This window comes from Telluribacter humicola, assembly GCF_017355935.1.
GTDB lineage: Bacteria > Bacteroidota > Bacteroidia > Cytophagales > Spirosomataceae > Telluribacter > Telluribacter humicola.
On the sequence record NZ_JAFIQT010000001.1, the window covers coordinates 56,416 to 70,146 of the forward strand.

Annotated in this window: 9 protein-coding genes and 1 tRNA gene; 4 read left to right on the forward strand and 6 right to left on the reverse strand. The window is 47.8% G+C overall.

What is annotated here, in order from left to right:
- Positions 1–108: 108 nt before the first annotated feature.
- Entirely contained in the window at positions 109–621 is a 513-nt protein-coding gene (locus JUB14_RS00260) for a GNAT family N-acetyltransferase (protein WP_207503418.1), read from the forward strand.
- 62 nt (positions 622–683) lie between these two features.
- On the opposite strand, the gene JUB14_RS00265 is transcribed toward JUB14_RS00260, so the two are convergent.
- On the reverse strand, positions 684–1,481 hold the full coding sequence (locus JUB14_RS00265) for a (Fe-S)-binding protein (protein WP_207503420.1): 798 nt from the start codon (positions 1,479–1,481) through the stop codon (positions 684–686).
- Between the two features lie 236 nt (positions 1,482–1,717).
- The gene (locus JUB14_RS00270) at positions 1,718–3,052 is read right to left on the reverse strand and encodes a 4Fe-4S dicluster domain-containing protein (RefSeq protein WP_207503422.1); all 1,335 of its coding nucleotides are present in this window, start codon (positions 3,050–3,052) and stop codon (positions 1,718–1,720) included.
- Between the two features lie 259 nt (positions 3,053–3,311).
- Between JUB14_RS00270 and JUB14_RS00275 the strand changes: the two genes are divergently transcribed.
- Positions 3,312–3,384, forward strand: a tRNA-Phe gene (locus JUB14_RS00275).
- Between the two features lie 997 nt (positions 3,385–4,381).
- Here the strand turns inward: JUB14_RS00275 and JUB14_RS00280 are convergent.
- Both JUB14_RS00280 and JUB14_RS00285 read right to left on the reverse strand, forming a co-directional pair.
- Positions 4,382–5,305, reverse strand: a complete 924-nt coding sequence (locus JUB14_RS00280; RefSeq protein ID WP_207505895.1) for an IS3 family transposase — start codon at positions 5,303–5,305, stop codon at positions 4,382–4,384.
- A gap of 105 nt (positions 5,306–5,410) precedes the next feature.
- A complete protein-coding gene (locus tag JUB14_RS00285; protein ID WP_207503424.1) occupies positions 5,411–5,605 on the reverse strand; it encodes a hypothetical protein in 195 nt (64 codons plus the stop codon).
- 543 nt (positions 5,606–6,148) lie between these two features.
- Here JUB14_RS00285 and JUB14_RS00290 point away from each other — a divergent pair.
- Entirely contained in the window at positions 6,149–6,343 is a 195-nt protein-coding gene (locus tag JUB14_RS00290; protein ID WP_207503426.1) for a helix-turn-helix domain-containing protein, read from the forward strand.
- A 730-nt stretch (positions 6,344–7,073) separates the two neighbouring features.
- The gene (locus JUB14_RS00295) at positions 7,074–9,377 is read left to right on the forward strand and encodes a DUF7133 domain-containing protein (protein WP_207503428.1); all 2,304 of its coding nucleotides are present in this window, start codon (positions 7,074–7,076) and stop codon (positions 9,375–9,377) included.
- Between the two features lie 59 nt (positions 9,378–9,436).
- Here JUB14_RS00295 and JUB14_RS00300 read toward each other — a convergent pair whose 3' ends face one another.
- Positions 9,437–12,571, reverse strand: coding sequence for an efflux RND transporter permease subunit (locus JUB14_RS00300; protein WP_207503429.1), 3,135 nt, complete (start codon positions 12,569–12,571; stop codon positions 9,437–9,439).
- A gap of 7 nt (positions 12,572–12,578) precedes the next feature.
- The gene (locus tag JUB14_RS00305; RefSeq protein ID WP_207503431.1) at positions 12,579–13,697 is read right to left on the reverse strand and encodes an efflux RND transporter periplasmic adaptor subunit; all 1,119 of its coding nucleotides are present in this window, start codon (positions 13,695–13,697) and stop codon (positions 12,579–12,581) included.
- Between the last annotated feature and the right edge of the window lie 34 nt (positions 13,698–13,731).

Consider the following 13,731-nt stretch of genomic DNA (forward strand, 5'->3'; position numbering starts at 1 on the left):
TGCAGAATCTGCTTCGCTAGTCACTATTTTTGCCCCTCAATTTAAGAGTAGCAGCACCAGGTAGTTCTACAGAAACTACCTGGTGCTGCTCTTTGGTAAAAATAAAAGATGATACAGTACCAATTAGCCTCACCCGTAGACCTGGAATCGCTCCGCCAGTTTAGCCAGCGACTATTCATTGATACCTATCAGGCGCTAAATACGCCAGAAGACATGGCTTTGTACGTGGAGCAGGCTTTTGCTGAAGAGCCTTTCACCGCTGATTTTTATAAGCCTCAGGTGAAGTACTGGCTGGCGGTGGAGGATGGTGCCATCGTAGCCTATATGAAGATGGTACTGGGAAGTCAGTTACAGCCGGAGCCGGAGCGGAAGGGCGTTGAGATCAGTCGTTTTTACGTGGATAAACCCTACCAGGGAGCCGGTTTGGCTCGTGAATTTATGCAGCACTGTCTGGATTGGATGCAGGCAGAGAGATTTGAGCTGGTATGGTTGGGTGTATGGCCCCAGAACCCGCGGGCGGTGCGTTTTTATCAGAAAATAGGCTTTGAAAAAGTAGGCGAAGCTACTTTCCTGCTCGGCACCGACCCGCAGACGGATGACCTCATGCGCAAGTACCTCTAAAACAAAAGCGGATACCTTTATCAGGTACCCGCCTACTGGTTTGTAGATGAAGTGATATAGTTTTAGAGGCCTTGTCTCTGAGCTATCAGCTCGGCCAGGTCCAGTACTTTTACCGAATCCTCCCGCTCCTTGTTCTTTACGCCGTCCGTCATCATCACCATGCAGAAAGGGCAAGCTACCGCGATGGTGTCGGCCCCTGTATTAAGGGCCTCCTCGGTACGCTCTACATTGACTTCCTTCCAGCCGGGTTCCGGTTCTTTGAACATCTGAGCACCGCCGGCTCCGCAGCACAGTCCCTTTGAGCGGATGCGTTTCATCTCTACCAGGTCGGCATCCAGCGCCTCCAGTACCTCACGGGGAGCTTCGTATACGCCATTGCCCCGACCCAGGTAGCAGGGGTCGTGGTAGGTAATCTTACGGCCTTTGAAAGTACCGCCTCCTTCCATGCGTACGCGGCCTTCGTTAATGAGCTGCTGCAGGAAAGTAGAGTGGTGAATCACCTCGTAGTTGCCGCCCAACTCAGGGTACTCATTTTTGAGCGTATTGAAGCAGTGCGGACAGGCCGTTATAATCTTCTTAACGCCGTACATATCCAGTACCTGAATATTGGTCATAGCCTGCATCTGGAACAGAAACTCATTACCCGCTCTGCGTGCAGGGTCGCCGGTACAGCTTTCCTCTGTACCCAGTACGGCAAATTTTACTCCTACGGCATTCAGTATTTTTACAAAAGCTACGGTCACTTTTTTATAACGGTCGTCAAATGACCCCAGGCAGCCCACCCAGAACAGGATCTCGGGTGTTTCACCATTGGCGGCCATTTCGGCCATGGTAGGTACTTTATATTCGATTTCTGACATAGTTTAGAGTATGTGCTCAATTTGAGCAGTTAATATCAGTTATTGTATTCGATATAGCGCTGTCCGCGTTACTAGAAAGATTATAGTTAACAGACTTATCAGGGATACCATCGCTACTACCGGTACCAGCTCATAACGTGTATCTTGCAGTTGCCACAACAATACCCCCTTCCAGCATAAGTACTCCTGCCAGCATGATCAGGAATAGCCTCAGCCAACTTGCCAGCTCCTTCCGGTTATTGCCGTAGGTTGTTGGCCCAGTTGAACCGGTCACTGGGTGAAAACTTCCAGGGGGCCTGGCTGGTCTCCATGTTCTGGAACATCATGTTCCAGGAGCCGGGGGCATGGGCTTCATCCATGATCTTATAGCGGCGTAGCTGCAGAATGATGTCCAGCGGATTGATCATCACCGGGCAAGCCTCCACGCAGGCCATGCAGGAGGTACAAGCCATAATTTCCTCCTCCAGAATATAGTCGCCTAGTAAGGTTTTGCCGTCTTCCACCACTTTACCTCCGTTGGCCCGCATATTGTGCCCCAGGTCCTGTAGGCGGTCGCGGGTATCCATCATAATCTTCCGCGGTGAGAGCAGCTTACCGGTAATATTAGCCGGGCAATTGGCCGTGCAGCGCCCGCACTCAGTGCAGGTATAGGCGTCCATCAGGTTTTTCCAGCTCAGGTCCATGGCATCTTTAGCACCAAAGCGTCCAATCTCAGCAGGTGCCTCGTTCGGGTCAGCCTGTTCCATCCCCAGCATCAGCTTTACCTCTTTGGTGATGTCGGGCATGTTTTTCATCTCCCCCCGGGGACGCAGCCGGGCAAAGTACGTGTTCGGGAAGGCCAGCGCGATGTGCAGATGCTTCGAATAGGTAACGTACAGCGCAAAGCCAAGAATACCTATAATATGGAACCACCACGCTCCCCGCTCAAGCGCAATGAGCGCTCCCTCGCTCCAGCCCGCAAAAAGTGGCTTCAGGAACTGGCTGAACAGGAAATCGCCGGTACGGGCGTAGTGGACACTATTCATGTCCTGCAGAACCGAATCAGCCGCATTCATAGTAAGAATTGCGATCATGAGCACGATCTCAAAGATCAGGATCAGGTTGCCATCCAAAACTGGAAATCCGCGCAGCTCACGATGGCGCTCCGCCTGCAGGCGATCTACCCGTACTACGTCGCGTCGAAAAAGGAAAATAGTGCAGACGACTATTACAGCTACCGCCAGAAATTCAAAGAAACCGATCAGGTACAGATAAAAAGTGCCAAAAAACGGGGCAAACATGCGGTGCTGGCCTGATATACCATCCAGGATAATTTCCAGCACTTCGATATTAATCAGCAGGAAGCCCGCGTAGAGGATGAAGTGCATAATCCCCACCAGCGGCCGGTCAAACATCTTCTTCTGTCCGAATGCCATGCGCAGCATCATACTCAACCGCTCAGATGGACGATCGGTACGATCTTCTGAATGACCGAGTCGGATGGTATCCCTGATGAAGGTAATGCGTCGATATATAAGCCACCCTACTACGCCCAGAACAATAGCGAACAGGATCTGCTGAATGTATTCCATAGTAGTTAGTTTAAAATAAAGTCTAATATGTTAACGTAATAGTATGCTTGCATACTATTACAAATATCTAAAAAATGAGTTGCCAGACAAAAGCTAAATAATGAATATTTTGTGGGTGATGGATAAATGATACAAGATCAACCTGTTAAGCTTGGTAGTTGTTTAGTGCCCAAAAATATTTCAAATTATTTTATTGAAATGTTTTGGAAAGAAAAAGTCGCCTCCTATTTTTGCAGTCCCAAAACATACCAACTGGAACGGTGATGTAGCTCAGTTGGTAGAGCAAAGGACTGAAAATCCTTGTGTCGGCGGTTCGATTCCGTCCATCACCACGCAACAGATAGCCCCTTAATTCGATCAGAGTTAAGGGGCTTGTTGTTTTCGAGTCGACCAGTAGTGCAACCTCTGAAAGTCTCTTGCAGCTAAGTCTTGCCTATCCTGTTTTATTTCCTGGCCGGGGAGCAACAAAAGTCAGGTACCAACTCTGTGATGTATTCCGATGGTGCTGCCTCCTTATTTCTTCTCATACATGGTAAGGTCTGAATAGTGCTAATCCCTAGGAAAGGCCAGCATAGTGGGTTAGATCAGTAGCACATTTGTTTTGCCCGAAGCCTTTCAATCAATAATTTACCATCCGATAACTTTCGCTTGTAGTTATTTTTCGCCCCCTATATACTTGGGTTACTTTTGATATCTCACCTGAATAGCATAATGTTTGGGTTTGGTACAGATACGAGGATATAGTACTATCAGCCTACAGATATTTTCTGTAGGCTGATTATTTTCTTCATTGTTCTAGTACGCGTTTTAAGCTTGAGATAAAGCTATTATTTATTAACATCTATTGAATGCTACTTTATATACTAGACGTATTGCTACTTACTAAGACTATCGTTAAATTCAATGAAGTTGGAGTAGATGTAACTACTTAAGAGCTTACTTATCTTATAGTATATAATTTCAGAAGCAGCGGAAAACAGTCTAATAATTGTAAGTATTTAATTTTTCAACTATGGTAAAACTATGTTACTAAATTTATATTTGATTATATTTAGTAACTGTTAAGTAGCTTATACACAATAATTGATTCACTAGTACCTCCTATTGACTATTATCTTTTATAGTATCTAAGAGTACTTTACAACTCTTAGTATCCTTCGCTCTCCTTCATCTTACTCTATATACTACTGATCACTCGACCTACATTATTGAGTAATGTAAGGCAGGTGTTGTATATGATATTGCTGGTCTCTGTGTTCTGGGGATGTGTTGATGTGGATCCGTTTTGGTTTACACTTTTGCGGGTTAGTGAATATTAAAAAATCAATTTCATCCTGTTTGCCGATAGTATTGAGCCTCGAAGGCTGCAGGATTCAGATAGTTTAAAGAGGAATGCAATCTTTTTGTATTATAGTATCCATCAATATATTCGAAAAGGGCTGCCTTCAATTTTTCGAGGCTTTCATATCCACCTTTCGGCATATTCAACTCCGCCTTCAATCTGCTCCAGAAAGATTCGGCCCATGCGTTGTCATACGGATCATCGGCTCGCGACATACCGCGCGGCGGACCGCTCTGTTTCAGATTAAAGGTTCTAATCAATTCCTTCATTTTGTAAGAAAGATATTGCCCGCCGCGGTCTGAATGTACGATCATACCTGGCTTTACCTTCCGCCTCAAAAGAGCCTTTTCTAAGGGGTCTCTGACAAGACTTTCCTGCATATTATCACCTAACTGCCAGCCAACTATCTGGCGTGAGAATAGATCCATCCAGACACACAAATACGCCCATTTGCCGCCTTTTAGAGGCATGTATGTAATATCGGAAATCCACACACAGTTAGGCTTGCTTGGCTTAGGTTGATCCAGCAGAAGATTAGGAGATACCCGTTTTCCATGCCCGCTATCAGTGGTTCTAGGAATATATCTGGGAGGCTGAATGGCTCTCAAGCCCTCTTTTCTCATGATTTCAACCACTTTTCGACGACCAATCTTCATCCCCTTCTGTTTCAAGGATTCCTTAATGCGGCGACTGCCATAGCGCTTCATGTTCCGGATGAATTCGATTCGTATCTCGTGCTTGGGTCGGTTATACTTCCTTTCTACGTTGTGGCTTTTCCCCCGCCTATATCGGTAATAAGCGGTTCTGCTTACTTCGAAAAGCGAGCACAAATAACTGACCTTTTGTGTCCGTGAAAGTGAGTATATTAGCTCATAGAGGTCCCTGAGTCGGACTGGCTCAAGAGACCTAATGCCTTTTTTAAGATCTCACGGTCCGTTTTCAGGCGCTCATTTTCAGCACGTAGTTTAGCAACTTCGGCAGCCAGTTTCGCTGCTTTATCATTGCTGTCTCCTCCGCTATTCGATTTTGTCGTTTTTGTTGCCATTCTCTTCCAACGATAAAGAACCCGCGGCGGCGGACCGCTTCTCGGCAATTCCAAAAGCCTCGGAAACTTCCCTGGTGCTTCTGCCTGAGGCTAGCATTCTGGTTACTTCCTGCTTGAACTCAGCATCGTAGCTCCTACGGGATTTTACTTTTTTGGGATCTTTCATTCTGCATCATTGATGTGCAAAAATGTGTGCCGTTTTTTGGAGCCACCTCAGTGTATGAATACTCACTGTTGAAATGTTATGACATGCCAATATACTTGTGGCGAGTAGAATAAAGAGAAAGTTCGTCTGGTGGTATGCTCTTGTTGGCACAAAAGTTAGGTAGTTGTAGATTTTCCTTTCGTATATACCGTTAGATAATATTTGCTTTGAGCGAGAGACTTGATTTAGTAAGTTTGAATTATACACACATTAATATCAATCTTATGCAAAAATCCTCCTTCTTAGCCATAGCTAGGCGATCGCTTACTAATAGCGCTAAATACTACATAGTAAGCTAAGGTTACGGCCAGGGCTAGTTCTCTAATCCATTCTCTCTTCTATTTTATTTCTAGTATTGTCTTTGTGCAAGTTGGTTTAGATATTTTATTCAACTATCCAAACTATTACGAAGGCTTAAATATGCCTAATAAGGCTAAGTACATTATTAACAGTCGGTTTATTTATTATCACATTAAATACTTAAATTTTATTTCCATGGTTATTATGACAAACTACGAAATAATAAAGTCTCATCGTTTAAAAGCGGGGATAAGTCTTGGGCAGTTAGCAAAGGCTACGGAATTAGATAAAGGGGGACTTTCCAAGATTGAAAATGGAAAATCGAATCCAACAGTAAAGACACTCGCTAAGGTTTGTAAAGTGCTGAACCTAAAGGTTGAGATCGTTGAGGACAAATAAGGTGTAGGGGTTCAGCTAGTGTCGATGCAATGTGGCGGCTATGAGTACTTTGATAAAGTTCAGTAGCCTAAGTATGAAGTAGTGTCATATCGCTGCTGTTTTTAAATAAAATAGCATATGCTTCTATTGGCTAAGAGGGACGTCGGAGTAAAAGCCTGTTTGCCTCTCCTAGTAGAGCGAAAACATAGACTACTGCTCCTTAAAATGGTATAAGACAAAAGAATCAGCGGCCAGTAACCGCTGATTCTCCAACACTATACACACTATATTGTCAATAAAAAGTATAGGCAAATTGTATGCCAGGATCTGTTGTTTTTTCTTTGGAAGGGAAAGAATACTGTAAATATAGTATTGACTCAACATACCAGAAGCTTATGAATTTGTTTGAAGCCTTCTGGATTACTATCCACACTTGTTAAAAGTACTTTTCTTTTTAAGAACGTAGTGTTTGCAGAAGCTAGATTAAGATAGAAAGGATACCATCAATCTTAAAATTGCCAATACTTTTTAAAGAGCCCTCATACAGTAAGGGCTCTTGCTTTTTGGTATACCTATAATTGAGTACGGAGCGGAAGGTCTGAACAGGTTTAGTAAGAATAATGCTAGAAAAAAGGTAAAAGATAAGCAGATTGCTCTTTACCCTAATACGCTTGAAGGGAGTACTACACTTCTTAGTAGTGTGTTACCCTGAGCAGTAGAGATTTAATTACCTTACTACCTTACCTGAATCATGAAAAGAAACCATTGGCTGGCGGGCAGCCTGGTAGCGGCAGCTTTCCTGGCTGTGACCTGTACCCGTACTGTTACTACGTCCCAGCAGAGCCAGTCAACTGCCCAGGTACCGGAAGAATCAGGCTTTGCTTCGCCCCGAGTCGTAGACCAGAATCCTTCCCCCGCACCGCTGACGCCGGAGCAGAGTCTAAAGTCCTTCCGTGTTCCCAAAGGGTACCACCTGGAACTGGTAGCTAGCGAGCCCATGGTGACCGAGCCGGTGGCCATCGCCTGGGATGGAAATGCCCGCATGTACGTGTGCCAGATGGAAACATACATGCAGGATGTGGAAGGTACCGATGAGCATACAAACCGCAGCCGCATCATGCTACTGGAAGATACCGATAACGACGGCAAGATGGACAAAAGCTCGGTGTTTATTGACAAGCTGATGCTGCCCCGCATGATCCTGACGGTAGGTAATGAGCTGCTGGTTAATGAAACCGATACCTATGACATGTACGCCTATAAAGATACGGATGGCGACGGCGTGGCCGACCAGAAGCGTCACGTGTACAAGGTAGGGCGTAAAGCGCCCGGTAACATGGAGCACCAGCGTAGCGGTCTTGACTGGAACTTAGACAACTGGATCTATGTAACGGTGGACCCAGTCCGGTTCAAATACCGAAACGGAATGATCCAGGCAGATTCGCTGGTAAGTGGCTCCAATGGTCAGTGGGGACTTACCCACGATAATTACGGGCGGGTATTTTTCAGCCGGGCCGGCGCTGAAAACGCAGGTATTGGCTTTCAGATCAACCCAAGCTATGGCCAGTTGGATTTTAAAGATGCTTACGATGAAGCTACTTTCGGCCCTGTATGGCCTATTATAAAAACGCCGGATGTACAGGGAGGATTGAAAAGGTTGCGGTCCGATAGTACCCTCAACCACTTCACCGCTGGAAACGGACAGTCTATCTTCCGGGGTGACCGCCTGCCCAAGACCCTAGTAGGGGACTACCTCATCAGTGAGCCGGTAGCACGTATCATCCGTAGGGCCAAAGTAGTCAATAAAGCCGGGAAGACTACGCTGGTCAATGTCTATGAGCAGGAAGAGTTTATTGCCTCTACGGATATGAACTTCCGGGCGGTCAATACCTATACCGGTCCTGATGGCTGCCTGTACATAGTAGATATGAACCGGGGTATTATTCAGGAAGCAACCTGGACCGGCGCCGATAGCTACCTGCGTCCACAGATCAAACGGCTGGGCCTGGATAACAACAAGCAGCGTGGCCGTATTTACCGCTTAGTATATGATGGCATGGGGCGTGGTCCCAAGCCCCGTATGCTGGATGAGCCTACCAGCAAACTGGTTACCTACCTGGATCACCCCAACGGCTGGTGGCGTGATAATGCCCAGAAAGAAATAGTACTTCGTGGTGATAAGTCGGTAGTACCAGCCTTACGGCAAATGGCTCTGGGACAAAAAGGTACTTTATCTCAAACTCCTTCTTCCTTGGGACAACTTCATGCTTTGTGGACGCTCGAAGGGCTAGAATCAGTTGACAAAGAGGTACTATTCCAGTTGATGCAGTCGGAAGACGCGCAACTTCGGAGAGCCGCTGTCTGGAACAGTGAGCCCCTTCTGAAGAAGGGGGATGAAGAGGTACTTGGTAAGCTGGCCTCCATGAAAGCAGACCCGAGCTATGACGTTCGTACGCAGTTGCTGCTTTCGCTGGACCGGAGCAAATCACCAAAGGCTAAGGCCATCGCTAAGGAGCTACTGGCTATGAATGCGGATAATGAAATGCTGACCAGCGTTCAGGCTAGTCTGCAGAAGAATGAGGACGTCAGGACGTACGGAGCCCGGCTAGGCGCACTGGATGCGGCCAGCCGCAAGATGGTGATGGAAGGAGCTACTACCTTTAAGTCCCTGTGTGCTACCTGCCATGGTGCCGAGGGCAAAGGCTCACCTACCAACCTGGCACCTGTACTGGCGGGCAACTTCCGGCGTATGACCCCCAAAAAGAACGAAGAGATCAAGATCCTGCTGCACGGGCTAACCGGCCCGGTAGAAGGCAAGACTTATCCGGATATGATGCCGCCCATGGGTGCCAATAGCGACGAGTGGATTGCGGCGGTACTTAGCTATATCCGCTACGACCTGGCGCTGGCCGGTGCCGGTTTCCCCGGTCGGGTGAATGCGGAGTACTTAGCCCGTATTATGGTGAAGCCCGAAGAGGTGAAAAAAGTGCGGGAAGAAACAACCGGCCGTACTACTGCCTGGACCTGGGAGGAACTGGATAAGCCTATAAAGTAGATGAGCTGATATAAAGGAAAGAGGCACTACCCGTAACAGATGGGTAGTGCCTCTTTCCTTTATAGCTCATGCATTTCAGCTTGCATGATCCGTCGTTTTTCTTTCGGTTTGGCTTCTTTCCGGTAAGCCAGGTAGAACACCTGCGGAAGAACGACCATTGACAGTAACATGAGTATGGGTAAGCCCCCCACGATCATCACAGCCAGCGGTTTCTGTATTTCGGAGCCCATACCGGTAGAAAGTGCCGCTGGCAGGAGCCCTAGAGAGCCCATCAGTGCAATCATAAGTACAGGCCGAATCCGGTTGAATACTCCCTCGTGAATGGCTTCTTTCAGAGGCATCCCCTTAGTAAGGTTGTCCTTCATGGTAGCGATAAGAATAATACCGTCGATGGTAGCGACTCCAAACAGGATAATGAACCCTATACCGGCTGAGATACCAAAGATGGTGCCACTGATCCAGAGGGAGATAAATCCACCAATAAAGGCAAAAGGCAATGTAATGACCGAAAGCAGAGTATCTTTCAAGTTGCCGAAGTTCAGGTACAGGAGGAAGAAGATCATGAGTAGCGAGACCGGCACAATGAACATGAGCTGTCTGGTTGCTCTTTCCTTGCTCTCAAATTCTCCCGCCCACTCCATTTTATAGGGTCCTGGCAGATCAATCGTAGTAGCTACTTTCCGCTGCGCCTCTTCCACGGCACTACCCAGGTCACGGCCGCGTATCGAGAAGCCTACGGCTATGTAGCGCGAGTTGCCTTCCCGGTATATAAAGGCAGGGCCGGTTTTAAATTGGATATCGGCAATCTCATACAGAGGCACTTTGGCGCCCTCTGCTGCCGGAATAAGAATGTCACGTATCTCCTCCTCCGACTTTCGGAAGTTCTCCTTAAAGCGGATCCGAATGTCAAAGATCCGTTCGTTCTCGTAGTAGTGGCTGGCGGCTTTTCCTCCCACGGTCATTTCGACTACTGCCTGCGCGTCGGCCATGGATACGCCATAGCGAGCCATTCGCGATTCGTTCAGCTTGATGGTCAACTCTGGTAGTCCAATGTTCCGGAATACAGTGAGATCTTCAATACCTTCTACATCCTGAATGGAGCCAGCAACCTGATCGGCAAGATCTTCCAGCTTGTACAAATCATCGCCGAATATCTTGATTACCAGGGAGCTTTTTACCCCGGCCACGTATTCCTCCACGTTATCCTGAATGGGCTGGCTGAAGGCAAAGGTGACTCCCGGGTATATACTCAACGCTTTTTCCATCTCGCCTATCAGCTCTGCTTTGCTGAGGCTACGTGTCCATTCTTTTTCGGGCACGAGCTGCACGTGAAATTCGTTGTTGAAGAAACCGGTAGGATCTGTTCCGTCATTGGGGCGGCCCGTCTGTGACAGTATGAACTTCACTTCGGGGAATGTCTGCAATTGCTGCTTCATCTCGTTGGTAAGACGTACCGACTCCGGAAAGCTCACACTGTTGGGCAGGGTAGCCCGTATATAGATGGCTCCTTCGTTAAGTTTGGGGATAAATTCAGATCCCAGGCTATTGAAGAAAGCACCGCATAGTACCAGCAGCCCTACGAAAAGGGCAATGGTAAGCGTCTTGAAGCGATACCCCCATTTGAACATCACATAGATAACATTGCGGAACAGGTTCGTAATGGGGTTTTCACGGTCAACAACGTTCTTGGACAGAAGTACCTTACATAGTGCCGGTACCAGCGTAAGGCTTAGCAGGGTTGCTCCCAACAGGGCGTATCCGTAGGTAAATGCCAGCGGCGTAAACATCTTGCCTTCTACCTTCTGGAAAGTAAAGATGGGTAGCAGGGCCACAATCAGGATAATCTGGGCAAAGAAGATGTGCTTGGCTACACTGGCGGCACTGCGCTTGATGATGCCTAGCTTGGAGATGCGGTTAAAGCGCTCCATACCTAGGGTTCGGGCTTTGTCATCAAGACCCACAAAGATTCGTTCTACCAGTACCATGGTACCTTCCAGCAGCAGGCCAAAGTCCATCGCCCCCACAGAGATCAGGTTGGCGGGCAGGCCCTGCAGTCGGAGCAAGGTCAGGGCAAACAGAAACGCCAGCGGAATGATGACAGCGACTACGACCGTAGTCCGCCAGTTGAACAGGAAGATGAATACAATCACCGATACCAGGAATACCCCTTCAATCAGGTTATGGGTAACGGTACTTACCGTAGCATCCACCAGCTCATTCCGGTCCAGGAAGGGCACAATCTTAACATCAGCGGGTAAGATCCGGTCGTTGAGATCATCAATGCGCTCTTTCAGGCGCTCGATTACTTCACTGGGGTTCTCACCCCTCAGCATCACGACAATTCCCTCTACGAGGTCTTTGTCGTCATTAAGGCCTACCTGTCCCAGACGCGGCTTGGCCGAGATGGTAACATCCGCGACGTGCTTTACCAGGATGGGAGTAGCTCCACGTACCTCAATCAGGACATTCTCAATGTCTTCTACACTCTCCAGCAGGCCCACTCCACGTACTACGTAGGCTTGGTCGCCGCGCTGAATTACATCACCTCCTACGTTGACGTTGCTCTTCGAAACGGCCTCAAATACATCCAGTGGCGAAAGGTTGTAGTTAGCCAGTTCAGTAGGGTTTACCTGGATCTCGTATATTTTCTCCTCACCTCCAAAGCTCACCACATCGGCTACACCCGGAACCGATACCAGCTCACGCTCTATAACCCAGTCCTGAATGGCAGTGATTTCTTTGATCGGACGGTCGCTTTTTACCACATACCGGAATATCTCACCGGTAGCGCCATAGGGTGGCTCTATTTCGGCCTCGGCGTCATCGGGTAGATCTACGCCCTGAAGCCGGTTGGCTGCGTACTGCTGAGCATAAAAGTCTTCGACTTCATCCGTAAAAATAACCGTGACTACTGACAGACCAAAGAGCGATATGGACCGGACCTGTGCTTTACGGGGAATGGTATTAACGGCTTTGGTGATGGGTAGCGTGACGAATTTTTCTACTTCTTCAGCACTGCGGCCGGGCCATTGAGTAATGACACGCGCCCGTGTGTTGGTCACATCAGGAAAAGCCTCAATGGGTGTATTGATATAGCTAATGATACCACCAACCAATAAAACGCCTGTCATAAAAAATACCAGAAGGGAATTTTTTAATGAAAAGGCGACAATCTTCTCTACTAGCTTTTGCATGTTGCCTTTACTTCTTTGCGTTTTGTAATTCTTCAAATATCAGGAGGTGGTTCTGAGCTATGATCTTCTCACCGCTTTGTATACCTCCCGAAATAAAAATATCCTGATGGTCCCTAGTCAGGATCTCTACCTCACGTGCCTCTAGCTGGCAATCCGAGCCATATACTACCAGGTAGTTCCGGTTATTGCTGAAGATGAGCGCCTTTTGGGGGGCCAGAAGGGCCTGGGCGTTTGTCTGCTTTTTGACGATGACGTCGATGAACATACCGGGCTTGAGTTTCAGAGTCTGATTGTTCATCACGATCCGGGCCTTCAGTACCTTCTCGTTGGCATCGAAGACTTGGGATAGAGCCTTAATAGTCCCATTGAATACTTCACCGGGATAAGCCGTTGTCTGCAGCGATACGGGCATATTTGCCTTGACAAATTCCAGGTCACTTGCGTACACGTTGGCTGTCACCCATACCTGATTCAGGTCCGAAATGGTGAAGAGAGGCTCTCCCTCGGCAGCGATCTGCATACCATCATTGATATTCTTATTGACGATAAAGCCACTGGCCGGAGCCTTGATCTGGAATACGTCACGCTGTTCGCTGGCGCTGAATAAGGCAAGGTTGGCCCTGGTCTTTTCCAGCTCGGCTCTGATCACCCTCTCTTCACTTTTGGCTTCTAGTAGCGCCTTCTCGGAGGCAATACCGTCTTCAAACATCGACTGAGTAGCCTGTACATTACGAACGGCTACCGTCAGGCGCGACTCGAGGCTTTTGCGCTCTGACTCCAGCGAGCTTAGCTCAACGCTACGTATCTCAGCCAGTACGTGACCTTTCTTTACATTATCGCCGAGTGAGAAGTAGGTTCTTGTAATCACACCTCCCACCAGACTTACGTAATGAAGTACCCGGTCGGGGTTATAATCCACCTTACCCGACAGCCGGCGCGACTCCGTGACCGGAGCCATGTGTACGGTATCTACTACTAACCGTTCTTTAAGGGCAGCCGGGATACAGTACGTCTTTTTCTCAATGGGCACTTTCTGGGCTTCATCGGTTTCACATCCGGTACCTAACAACAGGAGACCGATCAGGAAGCCAATGTTTCCTACTTTGACATAAGGAGGATGTATCATGATATACGTAGATTAGTGGTAAGTGATTACTAGT

Coding starts and splice junctions, on each gene's coding strand:
- JUB14_RS00295 (WP_207503428.1), top strand. CDS start 7,074: ATGAAAAGAAACCATTGGCTGGCGGGCAGCCTGGTAGCGGCAGCTTTC.
- JUB14_RS00290 (WP_207503426.1), top strand. CDS start 6,149: ATGACAAACTACGAAATAATAAAGTCTCATCGTTTAAAAGCGGGGATA.
- JUB14_RS00285 (WP_207503424.1), bottom strand. CDS start 5,605: ATGAAAGATCCCAAAAAAGTAAAATCCCGTAGGAGCTACGATGCTGAG.
- JUB14_RS00265 (WP_207503420.1), bottom strand. CDS start 1,481: ATGTCAGAAATCGAATATAAAGTACCTACCATGGCCGAAATGGCCGCC.
- JUB14_RS00300 (WP_207503429.1), bottom strand. CDS start 12,571: ATGCAAAAGCTAGTAGAGAAGATTGTCGCCTTTTCATTAAAAAATTCC.
- JUB14_RS00260 (WP_207503418.1), top strand. CDS start 109: ATGATACAGTACCAATTAGCCTCACCCGTAGACCTGGAATCGCTCCGC.
- JUB14_RS00270 (WP_207503422.1), bottom strand. CDS start 3,052: ATGGAATACATTCAGCAGATCCTGTTCGCTATTGTTCTGGGCGTAGTA.
- JUB14_RS00305 (WP_207503431.1), bottom strand. CDS start 13,697: ATGATACATCCTCCTTATGTCAAAGTAGGAAACATTGGCTTCCTGATC.